The following is a 19,328-nucleotide window of genomic DNA, read 5'->3' on the forward strand; positions in this document are numbered from 1 at the left end:
ATCAAAGACCGGTTTTAGTGATAAAGCCGGTCTTTTTATTGCTTGTAGAAAATATGATTTTTATCATGGATTTTCATTTTGATTTCAAGGAAAATACAGTCCAGACATTCCAACAATTTTGACCGCTCTTTGAGGAGACAATATGTATTACGGTATTGATATCGGTGGCACAAAGATTGAATTGGCTGCTTTTAATGAAAAATTAGAAAAACTTTATACCGAGCGCGTGCCAACGCCACAAACAGATTATCAAGATTGGTTACAAGCGATCAAAACGCTAGTAGAACGTGCTGATGCCCACTTTGGTGAAAAAGGCACAGTAGGTTTAGGTTTGCCTGGATTTGTTAATTTAACAACTGGGCTTGCTGAAGTGACGAATATTCGTGTTGCAGATAATAAGCCCATTTTAGCCGATCTTGAACGCGTTTTAGATCGTGAAGTGCGGGCAGAAAATGATGCAAATTGTTTTGCACTCTCTGAAGCCTGTGATGAAGAAAATACCCAATATCCTTCTGTGTTAGGGCTTATTTTGGGGACAGGCTTTGGTGGTGGTTTTGTAATTAATGGCAAAATTCACTCGGGACAAGTCGGGATGGCAGGGGAGTTAGGCCACCTTCAATTAAATTATCATGCCTTAAAGTTATTAGGCTGGGATAAAGCGCCAATTTACCAATGTGGTTGTGGCAATCAGGCCTGTTTAGATACGTATATTTCTGGTCGCGGCTTTGAAATGTTGTACCGTGATTTAAAAGGGGAAGAGTTATCCGCCAAAGAAATTATTGATCGCTTTTATGCGAAAGAGGAAAGTGCGGTTGATTTTGTTCGTATTTTTGTGGAGTTAGCGGCGATTTCTATTGGCAATATTATCACGGCATTTGATCCGCATATGATAGTGCTCGGTGGAGGGTTATCGAATTTTGATTATCTTTATGAAGCCTTACCAAAAGCATTACCCGCTCATTTAATGCGTAGTGCGAAAGTGCCACCAATTAAAAAAGCAAAACATGGTGATTCCGGTGGTGTTCGTGGAGCTGCAGCATTATTTTTAAACTGTGAATAGATTTAATCTAAAAATACAGTGAAAATTTGAATAAATTTTATATTATAGGATAAGAATCCAGTTTTTCTTTAAGAAAACTGGATTTTTTCTTTTGTCTCTCTACAATCAGAATATTGATTTTTTAGTGAGGTTTTTATGCTGACAGAATTTGGGAACTGGATTGAACAGGGATTAACATGGGTTATCGAACATTTTGATGAGCCATTATGGAATATCACCATTGTTATTTTATTAGGTGTAGGTCTATTTTTTACCATTACTACAGGGGTAGTGCAGTTACGTCTTTTCCCTACAAGTATACGTGAAATGTGGTTTGGACGTGCAGCAGAGGGAAATTCTTTAACGCCATTCCAAGCGTTTGCAACCGGGCTCGCCAGTCGAGTTGGCGTAGGTAATATCAGTGGTGTGGCAACAGCCATTGCACTTGGTGGCGAAGGGGCAGTATTCTGGATGTGGGTAACGGCATTTATTGGGATGTCGAGTGCTTTTGCGGAATCGACTTTAGCACAGGTATTCAAAATTCAAGATAAAGATGGTTCTTTCCGTGGTGGCCCCGCTTACTATATTACACAAGGTTTAAAATCACGTTGCTTAGCGGTAGCGTTTGCGGTATCACTTATTTTTACCTTTGGTTTTGCATTTAATTCAGTACAAGCAAACTCAATTGTGGAAGCAACCAAAAATGCTTGGAATTGGCAAGGTGAATATGTTGGTCTTGTTTTAGTGGTATTAACTGCTGTAATTATTTTCGGTGGTGTAAAACGTATTGCGACCATTTCTAGTAGCGTAGTACCGATGATGGCACTCTTTTATTTAATTATGGCGGTAATTATCTTAGGCATGCATATTGATATGATCCCGACGGTGATAGCTAATATTTACAAAAGTGCTTTTACTTTCCAATCAGCCGCTGGTGGTATGTTTGGTGCTTTAGTCTCCAAAGCCATGATGATGGGGATTAAACGTGGATTATTCTCCAATGAAGCGGGGATGGGCTCTGCCCCAAATGCCGCAGCAGCTGCTCATGTAAAACATCCGGTTAGCCAAGGCTTAGTGCAAATGCTTGGTGTGTTTGTGGATACCATGATCGTTTGTACTTGTACGGCAGTAATTATTCTGCTTTCTGATAACTATGGCAGTGAAACACTGAAAAGTATTTCCTTAACGCAAAACGCATTGCGTTATCATGTTGGGGAGTTTGGCGTACACTTCTTAGCTTTCATTTTATTGCTTTTCGCTTATTCCTCTATTATCGGTAACTATGCTTACGCAGAAAGTAACATTCGCTTTATTAAAAATAAACCTTGGTTTGTATGGGCATTCCGTTTATCGGTATTATTCTTCGTTTATTTCGGTTCGGTAAAATCAGGTAATGTTGTGTGGAATTTTGCGGATACTGTGATGGCTGTGATGGCAATTATTAACTTAGTCGCGATCGTTTTACTTTCCCCGATTGTGTGGAAGTTAATGAAAGACTATCAACGTCAATTAAAAGCAGGAAAAGAGCCTGAATTTAAAATTGACCTCTATCCTGAAATTAAAAAACGAGTATTAGATCATCGAATTTGGAAATAAATTTTGATGGAATATGAAAAAGGCGGGGAGTCCCGCCTTTATTGTTTTAAATTGATCTGAAAATTGACCGCACTTTATCGTTCATTTCGATAAGTCAGGAAGTAATAAGAGAGGGCTGAAATGACCACGCAAGCTGTCATTGTATAGAGCATTGGTGCCGCGGTTTCCATTTTAAAACTCGCTACCAAGGAGCCCATTACCGCGCCGACACCAAAACGTACACTTCCCATTAATGAATTTGCGGTACCCGCCATCGTTGGGAATTTCTCTAGAATAGAGGCTGTGGCATTGGAGGAGATTAATGGATTTTGTCCAACAAAAAAGGCCACACCAATTGCCATTGGCCAAAAACCGAAATCAAAAAGCGCGGTTAAAAATAACCAAATTCCGGATATGAATTGTACTGCAATACCAATTCGTAACATGGTTTCAGCACCTAATTTCAATACAAATTTCCCATTGAGGTAAGAAGCCGTTGTCATGATGGCAATATTGATCATAAAGAAATAACCGAATTCATCGACAGGGATGCCATAAATACCGATATAGACAATAGAGCCTGCTGTGACGAAAGCAAATAAACCGCCAAATCCAAAAGAGGCGGCCGCCATATAACCTAACACTTCTTTTTGTTTTGAAAGCATCATAAAGTTACGAGCAATGATATTTAGGCGTAGTGGAATACGATTTTCTTGCTTATGGGTTTCAGGAATAATGAAAAAGACGAGTAATGCTGCAAGAAATCCCATCGTACCAATCACATAAAAAATCATGTGCCAGTGGAAATACTTCACAATATATCCGCCAATCACAGGTGCAACAAGCGGCGCGATCATAAAGACAAGCGTGATGGTGGACATGACTCGAGAGAGTTGATCCTTGCTAAATAAATCCCGTAATAACGCCCCTGAAAGCACCACAGGCGCAGCACCAAAGAAACCTTGAATGAAACGCAGTGCAGTGAAGCTACCAATAGAATGGATGCCCGTTAAAATAATAGCCGTGATAGCCCCAATAATGACACCTAATAAAATAATGGGTTTGCGACCAAAACTATCGCCAAAGGGCCCCCAGAATAATTGCCCTGCTGCCATGCCGTAAGCAAAGAATGTCAGCGTGTGCTGAACTTGCTCTGAGTTGATATTTAAGTCTTCAGCAATATTTAAAAAGGACGGAATATACATATCCACGCCCAAAGGCGGTAGCATCGAGAGGATGCCGAGCGTGGCAATAAAGATAAAAGTAGGTTTAATATTTTGGCTCATATTATTTCACTAAATTGTCGATTTCTTCCTGAGTGAGTGGACGAAATTCGCCTTCTTCTAAGCTTTCATCTAATTCAACGTTACCTATTCTCCAACGGTGTAGCGCAACGACTTTATTACCAAGTGCAGCAAACATTCGTTTCACTTGATGATAGCGCCCTTCAGAGATAGTCAGATTCACGTTGTAATCATCTAATACTTCTAATTTCGCCGGCTTAGTGGGTTCTTTTTCACCACGTAGCAGAATGCCTTCTTCACAGGCTGAAGCATAATGGTTTTCAATTGGATCGGCTAAAGTGACTAAATAGGTTTTTTCACATTGATGTTTTGGTGAAGTTATACGATGTGACCATTGACCATCATCCGTTAATAGCACGAGTCCCGTGGTATCCACATCTAATCGTCCAGCGCTGTGTAACTTGCCAGAAAGAGGTGGTTCAAAGAACTGATAAATGGTTAGGTAGTCACCGTCATCGTGTGAGCAAACGTAGCCCTGTGGCTTATGTAACATAAAATATTGCCCTTCTTCTACCCAAGGCAACAATTCATCTTCAAAATAAATTTTATCTTCTTGGTTAACTTTGTTCGCACCATTTTTCACAATTTCACCATTAATTTTGACCGCACTTTGGCGAATAGCTTTGGTAGCTTGTGAACGGGTTAAACCTGTATTCTCGGCAATAAATTTATCTAGTCGCATCGTAAACTCTTATTTTTGATTGAACCAGCTGACGTAATCAAACTGGTCGTAATATTTTTCGCCATTCCAACCGGAAAAAGTAAATAAATCGCCCACTTCGCTTTCGTTTTCAAAGCCTTTAATGTAGAAAGCGGATTTTAATTCAGGATATGGCTTGTGGGTAAAGACGACTTTGTTTGGATAAGGCAAGTTATCGAAGGCTTGCAAGTCTTCATATTTTGCACCTTTTCCACCATCTTTATCTGTCATCATAATAAACAAATTATCGAGATCTAAACGCTGTGAGCGAGCTTCCCACTTTTCCCGAGCCTCTTGTTCGGAGTGGTAGTGCATAAAGTGCACTTTAAGATCACCTAATAGACCAACTGGGTACGGTTTTTCTGTTTGTATAAATTGAAGCGGTTGTGCTTGATAGAATGTGATGTTCTGTAGATAGCGAACAAAATCGCTAGGGTCTAAATAAAGGTTAACAAACGGAGAATTAAAAGGCTGATTGAGGTCGTGCAAAATAAATGCACCGACACAGTTTGCAGAAATCACTGACATACCTTGGTTGGTTAACCGTTTTTGAAAGGTTTTGTTAATCGCTTTCCGTTGTAATTTATTGATGGCACTTCTAAATTTAGAAAACAAACTCATTATTTACATCCTGCATGTTTTTTTGCGACATAGTAACGTTTTTGGCTCAAAATGTGAAGAAAAGACAAAAAGCGCGGTCGATTTCACTCATATTTTGTGATCATTTTGTAAAATTTTTGCGGTATATCACAAATTTCTCTAAAAAAGAGAGTATAATGGCGCAAATTTTATTTAGCCTAAGTGAAAATGGAGTATTTTTATATGAGCGAACAATTACGCCAAGCCGCATTAGATTTTCATGAATTCCCAATTCCGGGGAAAATTGCCGTTACCCCAACCAAATCGCTAGAAACCCAACATGATTTAGCCCTTGCTTATTCTCCAGGTGTTGCAGAGCCTTGCTTAGAAATTGAAAAAGATCCTTCTGCTGCAAGCCGTTATACCGCTCGCGCTAACTTGGTTGCTGTGATTTCAAATGGTACTGCCGTATTAGGTTTAGGAAATATTGGTGCACTCGCCTCAAAACCTGTTATGGAAGGGAAAGGGGTATTGTTCAAAAAATTTGCCGGCATCAATGTATTTGATATTGAAATCAATGAACATGATCCAGATAAATTAATCGATATCATCGCTTCACTAGAGCCAACGTTTGGTGGCATTAACCTTGAAGATATCAAAGCACCGGAATGTTTCCACATTGAAAAAGCGTTGCGTGAACGTATGGGAATTCCGGTATTCCATGATGACCAACACGGTACAGCCATTATCGTCGGTGCGGCTGCATTAAATGGTTTAGAAATTATTGGAAAAAATATCGCAGATGTTCGCTTAGTAGTAAATGGTGCTGGTGCTTCTGCTATTGCTTGTACTAACTTGCTTCGTGCATTAGGCTTCAAAAAAGAAAATATCACCATGTGTGACTCTAAAGGTGTGATTTTCAAAGGCCGTGGCGATAACATGGATGAAACCAAACAATTCTACGCCATTGAAGATAATGGTTGGCGCACATTAGCGGATGCCGTTAAGGGAGCCGATGTGTTCTTAGGTTGCTCTAAAGCAGGTGCATTAAAACCTGAAATGGTGAAAACCATGGCAGAAAATCCATTAATTCTTGCATTAGCTAACCCAGTACCTGAAATTACCCCAGATGAAGCGAAAGCAGTACGTCCGGATGCGATTGTTTGTACTGGCCGTTCAGACTTTCCAAACCAAGTTAATAATGTACTTTGTTTCCCATTCTTATTCCGTGGTGCTTTAGATGTGGGTGCAACAGCGATTAATGAGGAAATGAAATTAGCGGCTTCTCATGCAATTGCAAGTCTTGCGAAAGAACCAGTTCCGTTAGAAATTATTGCTAATTATGGTGCGTTATCTTTTGGACCTGATTATGTGATTCCAACACCATTTGATCCACGCTTATTGTTTACTGTCTCTTCTGCGGTAGCGAAAAAAGCGATGGAAACAGGTGTAGCAACTCGTCCAATTACAGATTGGGCAGCTTATGAAAAACAATTAAAAGCATTGGTTGCAGCTTAATCTTTCTCTTCCAAAGTGCGGTCAAAAATGATGATATTTTTAACCGCACTTTGTGTTTTTTTATCTGTCTATGGAAGGAATGGCACATTCACGTGCTTTAAATTAATCAGAGGGTAGCGATACCTTCAGGACTTATGAGTGTCAAAATGAAACAAACACGTTCTCCTTTATATCCTATTTTTCTCTTCGTCATCATTAATCTGATCATTTTCACCTTGTCTCGTCTTGGGCTTGCGATTTGGCAGGCAGACCGTGTCTCTGCGGTAGCGGGCTGGGGGCAATTATTCTTACAAGGCTTGCGTATGGATATCGTGGCTTTGTGTTATTTATTTGGTTTGCCTGCATTATTTACGGTGTTATTTCATAATAGCCGTATTTGGAAAATGATTTTACGCATTTGGCTCACTCTAGGTAGTGTGTTTATTCTATTTATGGAATTGGCTACGCCTGCATTTATCGAAACCTATGATTTCCGTCCAAACCGTCTCTTTATCGAATATCTAATTTATCCGAAAGAAGTCTTTTCAATGTTGATGGAAGGCCATTTAACTGCAGTCATTTTTAGCCTTATTTTTACCGTTACAGCTTTCTTCTGTTATTGGAAGCTATCTGGTTATGCGGTGAAAAATTTACGCCCAATGAGTTGGAAATTACGTCCTATTGTCGCATTGCTTGTGATTGCAGTTGCTTTTTTAGGGGCGCGTTCTAGTTTTCAGCACCGTGGTGTGAATCCTGCAATGGTGGCTTTTTCCTCTGATGGTTTAGTGAATTCGCTTGTGTTGAATTCAGGTTACTCCGTTCTTTATGCTGCCCAACAATTTAAAGACGAAGGGGCATCTTCTGAAGCCTATGGCAAAATGGATACCGATGAAATGTTGCGTATTGTCAAAGCAAGCCGTGGCCGTCCTGAAAGTGATTATATTTCAGAGAAGATTCCAACCTTAACGAAAAACCAAGCCACTTACCAAGGTAAACCGAAAAATATCGTCATTATTTTGGAAGAAAGTTTTGGTGCGCAATTTGTGGGTACGTTAGGCGGAAAACCACTTTCCCCCGAATTTGATAAATTAGCCAAAGAAGGCTGGTTATTTGAAAATCTTTATGCGACAGGTACGCGTTCTGTACGTGGTATTGAAGCTACTACAGCAGGTTTCACACCCACTCCAGCACGTGCGGTAGTGAAATTAAATAACAGTCAAAGTGGTTTCTTTACCATTGCAGATTTACTTGCTAAACAAGGTTATAACACTTCCTTCATTTATGGTGGTGAAAAGCACTTTGATAACATGGCAAGCTTCTTCTATGGTAACGGCTTCCAAAATATTATCGATCAAAAGGATTATCAAAATCCGAAATTTACTGCGACTTGGGGCGTGAGTGATGAGGACTTATTTGATAAAGCGAACGAAACCTTTACCCAATTACAGAATGAAGGAAAACCATTCTTTAGCTTAGTGTTCAGTTCAAGCAATCACGATCCTTTTGAATTTCCTGATGGCAAAATTGAGCTTTACGAACAACCGAAAGCAACCCGTAATAACAGCGCAAAATATGCGGATTATGCCATTGGTTATTTTTTCAAATTAGCGAAACAATCTAATTATTGGAAAGATACCGTGTTCTTGGTGATTGCAGACCATGATTCCCGTGCAGCGGGTGCAAGCTTAGTACCAATTAAGCATTTCCATATTCCAGCGTTAATTTTAGGGGATAATGTAGAGCCACGCCGAGATAGTCGTTTAGTGAGCCAAATTGATATGCCGACAACCTTGCTTTCTATTGCGGGTGTAAGTGGTAATTATCCGATGATTGGCTTTGATTTAACGAAAGATGTGAATCCAGATCGTGCTTTTATGCAATTCGATCAAACTCAAGCGTTAATGAAAGGTAATCATGATGTCGTTATCCAAACACCAAATAGCAAAGCAAAAGGCTATGTTTACGATAAGGAAAAAGACACATTAACTGAAAAAGAAGTGCCGGAAGAAATGAAAAAAGAAGCCTTGGCACATGCTTTACTTGGCAGCTATTTGTATAAAAACCGTTTATATAAAGGCAGTGAAGAGAAATAAAGTGCGGTCAGTTTTAGGCTAATTTTAAAGGGCGAATAATTTCGCCCTTTTCTTTATATGATTTTCGCTTAGTGATTTTCAGCAATAACACGTGGGAATAAAATATTATTTTCACGATGAATATGCATCATTAAATCGTCTGCAAATTCTTGAATACCACTGTAAAGTGCTCGCCATGTATTGCAAGCATCTGCTGGAGGCGTCATATTATTTGTTAATGATTTCAATACATCTAAATGTTCGCCGTGTTCTGCATGTTCCATTTCCATCATACGAATTGGCATTTGCGCCATCATATAATTACCAGCTTTGATCATTGGGAAAAGCACGTGCTCTTCTTTCATCATATGGTTGCTTAAATCTTCATAGACATTACGTAATTCAGCTGCGACACCAATCGGACAATCATCGCGATCGCCATGAACACTTTCTACGCGATCCGCTAACACGATTAATTCTTGAAGCTGTTCACGGTGACGTTGATGGTAGCGAACTAAAATATGATCGATAATTTCAGGATAAGTTGCATTAACCCAATATTCTTCAGGGTTTTCTGCTTTGCTGTTTTGAAGCTCGGTTAAGCGCGTTTCAATTTCTGCTAAATTTAATCCTTTTTCTGCTGCTGCGTTTGCGAGTGTATCGGAACCACCACAGCAGAAATCCAAATCATATTCACGAAGTAGAGAAGTTGAGCCGGGTACACTGACTGCGATTTCACTTAATTTTTTATTTCCAAAAGACATAATGAATCTCCTTATTGATGAGGTAGAGTTAAAAGTTGAGTGAAATACTAAGATAATAAATTAAAAATGCAACGGTTTTTTTAGCAAAGTATGATTTAAATCAAAGCAAAAAGTTAAAGTTACCTTGTTGTAGGTAGGTATTGATGAGTATTAAAAGTGAAAGTTGCATTGCTTTGATGAGGTGCTATTATTCGAGTATAGAGAGAGGATCATCATGAAGCGAATTTATCGATTTTTAGCTGTTGGATTACTATTGCTGATTTTAGGTGGCGGCTATTTATTTGCGAATTTAACAATTTTTAAACGTACATTTATCCAATTAAATACGTCACAAAAAGTCAATTATATTCCTTTTGAAAGCAAGTTAAATATGCAATGTGACAAGGCTGATAACTCAGTGGCTAAATTAGCCTCTTCACATTTTCGTTTGGTCAATTGGAATATGCATAAAGGGCAAGATAAGGGGTGGCAAGAAGATTTAGCGCGATTGTCTAATCAGGCTGATTTTGTGTTATTGCAAGAGGCGACGCAGCATCAAAATTTAAGTACATTTTCGACCGCACTTTTTGTGTCCTCTTTTTCTTTTAAAGATCTCTTATCCGGTGTCAAGACATTTACCCAAACACAGCCAGAATGGTATTGCGGTGGTGGCGTAGCTGAACCATTAATACAAATACCTAAAGTGGCTAGTGTGATGAGTTTTCCGTTAGAAAAAGGCAATAGCTTGCTACTGATTAATATGCATTTGATTAATTTTGAATGGGGAATTTCCACTTATCAAACCCAATTAGAGCAGCTCTTTTTCTTTGTTGAAAATCATCAAGGTCCCATCATCATGTCTGGTGATTTTAATGCATGGAATGAAACTCGTCTTAATTTAGTGAATAATCTGATGAAAAAATATGGCTTAGATTCTGTGGTACTCTCTCAAGATGAGCGGGTTAGATTTTTAGGTTATCCACTGGATTATATTTTTACGCGAGGCGTAAAAGTGATAAGTGCGACATCAGAAGTGGTTACTTCATCAGATCATAATCCATTACTGATGGAATTCGAATTGGAATAAAGTGTGGTCAGATTTTTAGAAAAATTTAGGGCTAACGTAATGTTAGCCCTATGTATTAATTATTTAGTTTGGTTAATTAAGAATTGTGTCAATAAAGGTACTGGACGACCTGTTGCACCTTTATTGGCGCCTTGAAGCCAAGCTGTCCCCGCAATATCTAAATGCGCCCAAGTATATTTTTTCGTAAAGTTAGAGAGGAATGCCCCCGCAGTAATTGCGCCGCCCCAGCGCCCCCCAATATTGGCTAAATCAGCAAATGGAGATTTTAATTGCTCTTGATATTCTTCACTCAACGGTAAACGCCAAGCTTTATCAGTAGTTTGTTGTGCGGCTTGTAATAACTGTTCAGCCAAGGCATAATCAGTTGAAACTAAGCCGCTGTTATGTTGGCCTAACGCCACCACGCAAGCACCAGTCAGGGTTGCGACATCAATCACATATTGCGGTTCAAAACGTTCTACATAGGTAAGCGCATCACAAAGTACTAAACGTCCTTCAGCGTCAGTATTTAATACTTCTACGGTTAAACCGTTCATCGTAGTGAGAATATCGCCTGGGCGGTAGGCATTGCCATCAGGTAAGTTTTCACAACCCGCTAATACACCAATGACATTTAATGGAAGATTTAATTCTGCAATCGCTTTCATTGTGCCGAAAACAGAGGCAGCACCGCACATATCGTATTTCATCTCATCCATATCTGCGGCTGGTTTTAAAGAAATACCGCCCGCATCAAAAGTCAATCCTTTGCCCACTAATACGATAGGTTTCGCATTTTTATCAGGTGCATTGTTGAAATGTAAAATAGACATATAAGCCGGATTTTGCGAACCTCGAGATACGGCTAAATACGCATTCATGCCAAGTTTTGTCATGTCTTCTTCATTAATCACATCTAAGGAAAGTGCGGTTGATGTTTCGGCTAAATTTTTAGCTTGTTCAGCTAAATAAGCCGGTGTACAAATATTAGGTGGCATATTCGCGATATTACGTGCAGCTTTTACACCATTTGCAATGGCTTGAGCTTCTGCAATAGCTTGCTGAGCTTGTGCATCATTGGTATTAAAAACAATTTCTTGAAGTGAGATAGCATCCGCTTTTTTACTTTTAAATTCATCAAATTGATAAAGATTATGTTCGATGGTTTCAACGGTAAAACGCACATTCCAAAATAGATCGCGATCTTTAATTTCCACATCCGTTAAATTATTCACTGCTTGTTGAATATTTAATTCTTTTAATGTTTGAGTCACGCGTTGAATGATTTGTTTAAATTGGCGTTCAGTCGTTTCCCCTTTTTTGCCACAACCTGCGACTAACACGCGTTTAGTTGTAAGATTCGGTAACGAATGAAGCAGAGTTGCTTGCCCAATTTTGCCTGAAAGATCTTGGCTTTGAGCTAACTGGCTGAGGTAGCCTTGTGTGATTTGATCGATTTCATTGAAACTTTTTGTCAATTCATTGTTCTCATAAATGCCGATAATAAGGCAATCGGTTGATTGAGAAAGTGCGGTTGAGTTTGCTTGATATTTCATGTTATTTCCTTATGTTGCTAATTTGCTATTTAAATCAGTCAAAATAAGGTATCATACGCCATCTAAATTAGCCAGTTTCCCGTGTTTTTTAGTTAGAAAAAAAGAATGATATTAACCCGATATTTAACAAAGGAAGTTTTTAAAAGCCAGATTGCAATTTTGTTTATTTTGCTTTTAATTTTCTTCAGCCAACAACTTGTTCGCGTACTTGGTTCAGCGGCAAATGGTAAAGTGCCCGCCGATCTTGTGTTCTCTTTACTCGGTTTAGGGATGCCGACAATGGCGCAATTAATGTTGCCATTATGTTTGTTTATCGCCATTTTACTGACTTTCGGTCGTCTTTATGCAGAAAGTGAAATTACGGTAATGCGTGCCTGTGGTGTGGGACAACGTATTCTTGTTCGCGTGGCGTTAATTCTTTCTTTACTCACAGCGGGTTTGGCTGCTTACAACGCTTTATGGCTTTCCCCATGGGCCATTCAAAAACAAGCGGCGATTGTCGAAGATGCTAAAGCAAACCCAACAATGGGGGCATTGGCTTCTGGTCAATTCATGTCCACAAGCAACAATAATTTCGTCTTATTCATTGATAAGATTAACGGTAATCAAATCAGTGATGTTTATCTTTTCCAAATGAAAGCCAAAGGTCAAACTAAACCGTCAGTAGTTACCGCTGAAAAAGGTGAGTTAAAAGCGTTACCGAATGGCGATCAAGTCTTGAATTTACAGAATACCTTGCGTGTAGAAGGCACATCCGTGCTTCCTGATTTCCGTATTACACATTTTGATGACTACCAAGCCTATTTAGGCCATCAAGAGACAAACACAGAAAGTGATGAGGCAGCTGAATTGTCTTTTGAGCAATTATTAAAAGATAAAAGTGCAGCAGCAAAAGCAGAGTTGCATTGGCGAATTACCTTAATTTTAGCGGTGCCTTTAATGGCACTTATTGCTGTACCAATGAGTAAAGTGAATCCTCGCCAAGGTCGTTTTGCGAAGATCTTACCGGCATTATTGCTTTATTTAATTTACTTCTTATTACAAAGCTCATTTAAATCTGCGGGTGGCGCAGGTAAGCTTGATGCAGGTTTGTTAATGCCGGTGGTAAATATCGCCTTTTTAATTTTAGGGATTGTGCTGAATAGTTGGGATAGCACTGTTATGCATAAATTCCGTCGTGTATTCAGAAAAGGATAATAACAATGTTGGTGAATACTCTTGATCGTTATATCGGTAAAAGCATCTTAGGGGCAATTTTTGCCACACTATTTACATTAGTTGGTCTTTCGGCAATCATCAAATTCGTAGAGCAATTTCGTAGCGTCGGGAAAGGTTCTTATGATATTTGGCAAGCTGTGGCTTATACAGGTTTAACGATGCCAAAAGATGTAGAAACCTTTTTCCCGATGGCTGCTTTGTTAGGTGCATTAATTGCGTTAGGTAATTTAGCCAGCCGCAGTGAATTAGTGGTAATGCAATCTGCGGGTTTTTCTCGCTTTAAAATTGGATTAGCAGTCATGAAAACGGCACTTCCACTAGTACTTTTTACCATGATTATTGGTGAGTGGGGGATTCCACAAACTGAACAGTTTGCCCGTGATATGCGTACTCGTGCACTTTCCGGTGGTTCAATGCTTTCAGTAAAAAATGGTGTATGGGCAAAAGATGGTAATAATTTCGTGTATGTTCGTCGTATTACCGATGATGCACAATTAGAAGATATTTACATCTATACCTTTGATGACCAGCGTAACCTCACCCATTTGAAGCATGCAAATCAAGCGCAATATTCTGCTGAAAATAATCAATGGCAGTTACGCCAAGTCAATAATTCAGTGGTATCAAAAGAGCAAATTACCACAACAAACCGTTTAACAGAAGATTGGGCAACAAGCTTAACACCAGATAAATTAGGCGCAGTTTCATTACGTCCAACATCATTATCCATTTCAGGCTTGTATGAATATATTGCGTTCTTAAAACAGACAGGACAGGATTCTCGCCGTTTTGAATTAACCTATTGGCGTAAGATTTTTCAGCCCCTTTCTGTAAGTGTGATGATGATGCTTGCGTTATCTTTCATCTTTGGTTCATTGCGTAGTGTTACTGCTGGGGCGAGAATCGTAACGGGGATTTGCTTTGGTTTCTTGTTCTATGTCGTCAATGAAATTTTTGGACAAATGAGTGTGGTATTTAATGCACCAGCTTTTTTAGGTGCACTGATGCCAAGTCTCTTGTTTATGGCGATTATTTGGTGGTTACTCGCCAGAAAACGAGACTAATTGATACAATAAACGAAAAAGGCGAGCTGAGAAGGTTCGCCTTTTTGTTCGCTAAAAAAGTGCGGTCAAAATTGACCGCACTTTAGGAATTTAATCTTCTTTAAATTCTCTCATCATTTCTTCTGCTTTTTTCACCATTTCTGCGGAACCGATGAAAAGTGGTACACGTTGGTGAAGTTCAGTTGGTTGAATATCTAAAATTCGATTGTAACCATCAGAGGCAATACCCCCCGCTTGTTCTGCTAAGAATGCCATTGGATTGCCTTCATAAAGCAAACGAAGCTTACCATTTGGATAGTTGGTTGCGCTTGGGTAAATGTAAATACCGCCTTTTAATAAGTTACGGTGGAAGTCTGCCACTAATGAACCGATATAGCGTGAGGCATAAGGACGGTTAGTTGCTTTATCTTCCTCTTGGCAGTATTTAATGTATTTTTTTACTCCTTGTGGGAATTTGAGATATTGTCCTTCGTTGATGGAGTAGATTTTACCCTCTTTTGGCATTTGCATATTTTCATGAGAAAGGCAGAATGTACCGATAGATGGATCGTAAGTGAAGCCATTCACCCCATGACCAGTGGTATAAACCAACATGGTAGACGAACCATATACGATATAACCCGCAGCCACTTGTTTATTACCCGGTTGCATAAAGTCTTCTAAGGTTACAGGTGAGCCAATCGGTGAAACACGGCGGTAAATAGAGAAGATCGTACCAACAGAAACGTTCACATCAATATTGGATGAACCATCAAGTGGGTCGGTCAAAATAATATATTTTGCATTGCGAGCACGTTCAGTATCAAAAGCGATAAAACTTTCTTCTTCCTCGGAAGCAAAACCCGCCACTTCTTCACGTGACATGAGGGCTGCATTCATGGTGTTATGGGCGAATAGATCCAATTTCATTTGGCTTTCACCCTGCACGTTTTCGACACCAGACTGACCAAGGATATTGGTTAAACCGGCTTTGTTGATATCACGATGAATGATTTTTGCTAATAAACGAATAGAAGACAAAATACCACTAAGTTCCCCTTTTGCATTTGGGTACTCCGCTTGGCGTTCAACAATAAATTCACTCAATGTTTTCATTTTTATTCCTTTTTTTATCATTGTTAAGTAACAGACACCTTGATTATACGCTATTTCATAATTTTGATTGAGATCAAAATATGAATAATGAGATCTGCATCACACTTTATTTTCAACACAAAACCTTGACAAAACCTATAAATATCCTTTAAAAGAGAGGTGTAACAAAAAAATAACAAACAACACAACATCATAATAAAGGGTATCCTATGAATATAACCCCGATCAGCGAGTCGGCGGTGGTTTGCTCTTTACCACCACCAGCTTCACTTCAACAACAACGCCAACTCTGGGCGTTTGCCAACCAACTACAGTCTGAGCAAGATATTGTAGAAGTTGTCGTGGGAATGAATAATCTCACGGTCTTCATGGATTTTTATGTGGATTTTGCACCGCTTATTCAACGTTTGGAACAATATTGGGCAGAATTGAAAGTCTCTACGTTTCAAGGTCGTCATATCGAAATCCCGGTGATTTATGGCGGTGAACGAGGCCAAGATTTATCTGAGGTCGCCAAATTACATAACACGACGCCCGAAAAGATCGTTCAAATGCACAGTGATCCTATCTATACCGTATATATGATTGGTTTCCAACCTGGTTTTCCTTATTTGGGCGGTTTGCCCGAATGCTTACACACGCCTCGTCGTGCCACACCAAGAACAGTTGTTCCTGCAGGTTCTGTGGGTATTGGTGGAGCTCAAACCGGTATTTATCCCTTTTCCTCTCCAGGTGGATGGCAATTAATCGGCCATACCAAACAAGCGCTTTTTGACAAAAATCAAGCACAACCCACTTTATTACAAGCTGGTGATACAGTGAAGTTTGTGGTGGAGGGCATTGAATTATGATTCATGTTATTGATGTGCAATCCCGCGCCACAATGCAGGATTTAGGTCGTTTTGGTTTACGTCGATTTGGCATTAGTCACTCTGGAGCAATGGATAAATTGGCGTTACGTGCAGGCAATATTCTACTGGGAAATCCAGAGGGAGCTCCAGCAATCGAAGTGCCTTTAGGTGGTCTTACATTACAATTTCAGCAAGATATGAATTTTTGTGTGACGGGGGCATTTTATGAAATGACCTTAGATGACAAACCGATTTTTGCCTATTGGCGTTATCAGGCGAGAGCGGGGCAAGTTCTGAAAATGGTACGTGCAAAAATTGGTATGTATGGCTATTTATGTGTTCAAGGTGGTTTTATCTTGCCCCAAGAATTGAATTCTTGTAGTACGGATCTTCGTGCTCAAATAGGCGGTGTAGAAGGGCGTTGTTTACAAGTTGGAGATCAATTACAAACGGTAAATGCTCCTATTTTACGTAGTGAAATTGGGATTGCACCTATTCCACTTAAGCATACGATTCATGCGTTACCGTCCTCTGAATATCAAGCGTTTAAACGAAAATCTCAATATTATTGGTGGCGAAGTAAATGGACGTTGCAAAGTAGCAGTGATCGCATGGGCTATCGTTTTCAAGGGCAAAAATTAGAATTAAAGCAACCGCTGGAAATGCTGTCTCACGCGATTCAATTTGGTAGCGTACAAGTTCCACCAAGTGGTCAACCAATTATTTTGATGGCTGATGCACAAACTACGGGCGGTTATCCCAAAATTGCCAATGTGATCGATGCGGATCTTGGTGCGTTGGCACAGGTACGTTTAGGCTCAACCATTCAATTCGAGGCAGTTAGTTTAGAACAGGCCGCAAAATTACGTCGTAAAAATGAGATATACCTCGATCAAATTAGGAGAATTGTCGATGAAAAAAATTGATTTAAATGCCGATATTGCTGAAGGTTTTCCTTTTGATGAGGCATTATTGAAATTACTTTCTTCTGCCAATATTGCTTGTGGTTTACATGCTGGTGGAGCAAAAGAAATGCAAAGTGCGGTTAGATTTGCGAAAGAAAATCAGGTACGCATTGGGGCTCATCCAGGCTTTCCAGATCGAGACAATTTTGGGCGTATTCAAATGGATTTACCTGAACAGGAATTAATTGCGCATTTGCGGTATCAGCTTGGTGCATTAAAAGCAATTTGTGATGGGGAAGGGGCGGAAATTAGTTATGTTAAGCCGCACGGTGCTTTATATAACCAAGCGGCAAAAGATGAAAAGCTTTCTCGCCTAATTGCTCAAACCGTTTATCAATTTGATCCAAATTTAAAATTAATGGGATTAGCGGGCAGCTTAATGTTACGTATAGCAGAGGAAGAAGGCTTGCAAACCATTTCAGAAGTGTTTGCAGATCGCCATTATATGCCTGATGGAAATTTAGTACCTCGTTCGCAACCGAATGCAATGGTGGAGTCTGATGAGGAAGCCATTCAACAAGTGTTACAAATGGTAACAGAAGGTCAAGTCAAGGCCATTGATGGAAGCCTTGTGCCAGTAAAAGCAGAAAGTATCTGTTTACATGGCGATAATCAACATTCTCTACAATTTGCGGCACGTATTGTGGAAGAATTAGAGAAAAATCATATAACAATAACGGCATAAGCCGAGTAAACATAACACACAACATCAACTTAATAAGGGAGGTGCTTTATGGCATCAATCACTCACCGCCGAAATGCTGTGCTGGGGGCGGCATTTTTAATGGCAACTTCAGCAATAGGTCCGGGCTTTTTAACTCAAACTGCAACTTTTACAAACACCTTATTAGCCAGTTTTGGCTTTGTGATTTTATTATCGATTTTGTTAGATATTGGTGCTCAGCTTAATATTTGGCGAATTGTGGTGGTATCAGGAAAGCGAGCGCAAGATGTTTCTAATGCGGTTTTTCCTGGCGCAGGATATTTCCTTGCGGCACTTATTGTGATGGGCGGACTTGCTTTTAACATTGGTAATGTGGGAGGAGCAGGACTTGGTTTAAACTCAATGTTCGGTATTGCACCAGAAACGGGAGCGATCATTAGCGGTATTATTGCCATTTTAATTTTCTTGCGTAAAGAAGCAGGATTATTAATGGATCGCTTTGCGCAATTAATGGGTTTTATCATGATTGCACTCACGTTTTATGTCATGTTTAAAACGGAACCACCTGTTGTTGAGGCGGCATATCGCACCTTCATTCCAGAGCAAATTGATCCGATTGCCATTGTGACATTAGTTGGGGGAACCGTAGGGGGATATATTACCTTTGCCGGAGCTCATCGTTTATTAGATGCAGGCATTCAAGGTGAAAAAGCGATGGCGGAAGTGAGTCGTAGTTCTGTTTCGGCTATTTTGATCGCCTCAACTATGCGAATTGTATTATTTCTCGCGGTACTGGGCATTGTGGTAAAAGGCGTTCCTCTTAATCCTAAAAACCCCGCTGAAACACCTTTTGAATATGTAGCTGGCAATTTCGGTCAAGTGTTATTTGGCGTCGTGATTTGGGCGGCTTCTATTACATCTGTTATCGGTGCGGCTTATACTTCAGTTTCTTTCCTCACAAGCCTTTGTCCAACCATTGAACGTAACCGTAATCGTTGGATTATCGCCTTTATCGTGATTTCTACGGTTGTTTTGGTGACAGTTGGAAAACCTGCAGCGGTATTAGTCTTTGTGGGAACATTGAATGGTTTAATTCTCCCAATTGCACTCGCATTAATTCTGTTAGCGGCTTACCGAAGTGATATTGTTGGAAGCTATAAACATCCAATTTGTTTAGCTTTTGCTGGCTGGGTTGTAGTGATTATTATGGCAATATTAAGTGGAAAAACCATAATTTCTTATGTATCTAGTTTTGTAAGTTAGTTTTTATTTCAAACTAAAGTGCGGTTAGAATTTACTGAGAGTTTTCAGTGTAATATTCAAAAATCAACCGCACTTTT

17 protein-coding genes are annotated in these 19,328 nt (G+C 39.6%); 11 read left to right on the plus strand and 6 right to left on the minus strand.

The features are described 5' to 3' along the window. Positions 1-142 precede the first annotated feature (142 nt). Positions 143-1,060 (plus strand): N-acetylglucosamine kinase, encoded by a 918-nt coding sequence (gene nagK, locus INP93_RS06525; protein WP_070867755.1) that lies wholly within the window; start codon positions 143-145, stop codon positions 1,058-1,060. Between the two features lie 135 nt (positions 1,061-1,195). Continuing rightward, positions 1,196-2,635, plus strand: coding sequence for an alanine/glycine:cation symporter family protein (locus INP93_RS06530; protein WP_197544460.1), 1,440 nt, complete (start codon positions 1,196-1,198; stop codon positions 2,633-2,635). A 74-nt stretch (positions 2,636-2,709) separates the two neighbouring features. On the opposite strand, the gene INP93_RS06535 is transcribed toward INP93_RS06530, so the two are convergent. From INP93_RS06535 to INP93_RS06545, 3 genes are read right to left on the minus strand one after another with little or no spacing between them, the layout of a single operon-like run. Continuing rightward, positions 2,710-3,900: a Bcr/CflA family multidrug efflux MFS transporter gene (locus tag INP93_RS06535; protein WP_041918277.1), complete on the minus strand. Its 1,191-nt coding sequence runs from the start codon at positions 3,898-3,900 to the stop codon at positions 2,710-2,712. Between the two features lies 1 nt (position 3,901). Continuing rightward, on the minus strand, positions 3,902-4,600 hold the full coding sequence (rsuA, locus tag INP93_RS06540; protein ID WP_197544461.1) for a 16S rRNA pseudouridine(516) synthase RsuA: 699 nt from the start codon (positions 4,598-4,600) through the stop codon (positions 3,902-3,904). Between the two features lie 9 nt (positions 4,601-4,609). Further along, complete coding sequence (locus INP93_RS06545) at positions 4,610-5,239, minus strand: DUF1919 domain-containing protein (RefSeq protein ID WP_049373356.1); 630 nt, start codon at positions 5,237-5,239, stop codon at positions 4,610-4,612. Positions 5,240-5,440: 201 nt separating this feature from the next. Between INP93_RS06545 and INP93_RS06550 the strand changes: the two genes are divergently transcribed. Then, a complete protein-coding gene (locus INP93_RS06550; protein WP_005697259.1) occupies positions 5,441-6,715 on the plus strand; it encodes a malic enzyme in 1,275 nt (424 codons plus the stop codon). Positions 6,716-6,861: 146 nt separating this feature from the next. Further along, positions 6,862-8,787 carry an LTA synthase family protein gene (locus INP93_RS06555; protein WP_197544462.1) on the plus strand — a complete coding sequence of 642 codons (1,926 nt, stop codon included), beginning with the start codon at positions 6,862-6,864 and terminating at the stop codon, positions 8,785-8,787. 68 nt (positions 8,788-8,855) lie between these two features. On the opposite strand, the gene ytfE is transcribed toward INP93_RS06555, so the two are convergent. After that, positions 8,856-9,530, minus strand: coding sequence for an iron-sulfur cluster repair protein YtfE (gene ytfE, locus INP93_RS06560; RefSeq protein ID WP_197544463.1), 675 nt, complete (start codon positions 9,528-9,530; stop codon positions 8,856-8,858). 214 nt (positions 9,531-9,744) lie between these two features. Here ytfE and INP93_RS06565 point away from each other — a divergent pair, with 214 nt between their 5' ends. Beyond that, positions 9,745-10,596, plus strand: coding sequence for an endonuclease/exonuclease/phosphatase family protein (locus INP93_RS06565; protein ID WP_197544464.1), 852 nt, complete (start codon positions 9,745-9,747; stop codon positions 10,594-10,596). Between the two features lie 59 nt (positions 10,597-10,655). On the opposite strand, the gene INP93_RS06570 is transcribed toward INP93_RS06565, so the two are convergent. Further along, positions 10,656-12,131 carry a leucyl aminopeptidase gene (locus tag INP93_RS06570; RefSeq protein WP_197544465.1) on the minus strand — a complete coding sequence of 492 codons (1,476 nt, stop codon included), beginning with the start codon at positions 12,129-12,131 and terminating at the stop codon, positions 10,656-10,658. A 105-nt stretch (positions 12,132-12,236) separates the two neighbouring features. Between INP93_RS06570 and lptF the strand changes: the two genes are divergently transcribed. Together lptF and lptG are read left to right on the plus strand one after the other, a co-directional pair. Continuing rightward, the gene (lptF, locus tag INP93_RS06575) at positions 12,237-13,328 is read left to right on the plus strand and encodes an LPS export ABC transporter permease LptF (RefSeq protein WP_197544466.1); all 1,092 of its coding nucleotides are present in this window, start codon (positions 12,237-12,239) and stop codon (positions 13,326-13,328) included. Positions 13,329-13,333: 5 nt separating this feature from the next. Beyond that, positions 13,334-14,413 carry an LPS export ABC transporter permease LptG gene (gene lptG / locus INP93_RS06580; protein ID WP_420026353.1) on the plus strand — a complete coding sequence of 360 codons (1,080 nt, stop codon included), beginning with the start codon at positions 13,334-13,336 and terminating at the stop codon, positions 14,411-14,413. Positions 14,414-14,503: 90 nt separating this feature from the next. On the opposite strand, the gene fbp is transcribed toward lptG, so the two are convergent. Beyond that, a complete protein-coding gene (gene fbp, locus INP93_RS06585) occupies positions 14,504-15,508 on the minus strand; it encodes a class 1 fructose-bisphosphatase (protein WP_049357539.1) in 1,005 nt (334 codons plus the stop codon). 209 nt (positions 15,509-15,717) lie between these two features. Here fbp and pxpB point away from each other — a divergent pair, with 209 nt between their 5' ends. The 4 genes from pxpB to INP93_RS06605 are packed head-to-tail and all read left to right on the plus strand — an operon-like array spanning position 15,718 to position 19,251. After that, positions 15,718-16,359: a 5-oxoprolinase subunit PxpB gene (pxpB, locus tag INP93_RS06590; protein WP_197544467.1), complete on the plus strand. Its 642-nt coding sequence runs from the start codon at positions 15,718-15,720 to the stop codon at positions 16,357-16,359. Beyond that, a complete protein-coding gene (locus INP93_RS06595) occupies positions 16,356-17,285 on the plus strand; it encodes a 5-oxoprolinase subunit C family protein (RefSeq protein WP_197544468.1) in 930 nt (309 codons plus the stop codon). Before pxpB ends, INP93_RS06595 begins: the two co-directional genes overlap by 4 nt. Beyond that, positions 17,272-18,009: a 5-oxoprolinase subunit PxpA gene (pxpA, locus tag INP93_RS06600; RefSeq protein ID WP_197544469.1), complete on the plus strand. Its 738-nt coding sequence runs from the start codon at positions 17,272-17,274 to the stop codon at positions 18,007-18,009. Before INP93_RS06595 ends, pxpA begins: the two co-directional genes overlap by 14 nt. 48 nt (positions 18,010-18,057) lie before the next feature. Then, on the plus strand, positions 18,058-19,251 hold the full coding sequence (locus INP93_RS06605) for an NRAMP family divalent metal transporter (RefSeq protein ID WP_197544470.1): 1,194 nt from the start codon (positions 18,058-18,060) through the stop codon (positions 19,249-19,251). The last annotated feature ends 77 nt before the right edge of the window (positions 19,252-19,328 follow it).

It is taken from the genome of Haemophilus parainfluenzae (assembly GCF_014931415.1).
In the GTDB taxonomy this organism is placed as follows: domain Bacteria; phylum Pseudomonadota; class Gammaproteobacteria; order Enterobacterales; family Pasteurellaceae; genus Haemophilus_D; species Haemophilus_D parainfluenzae_AF.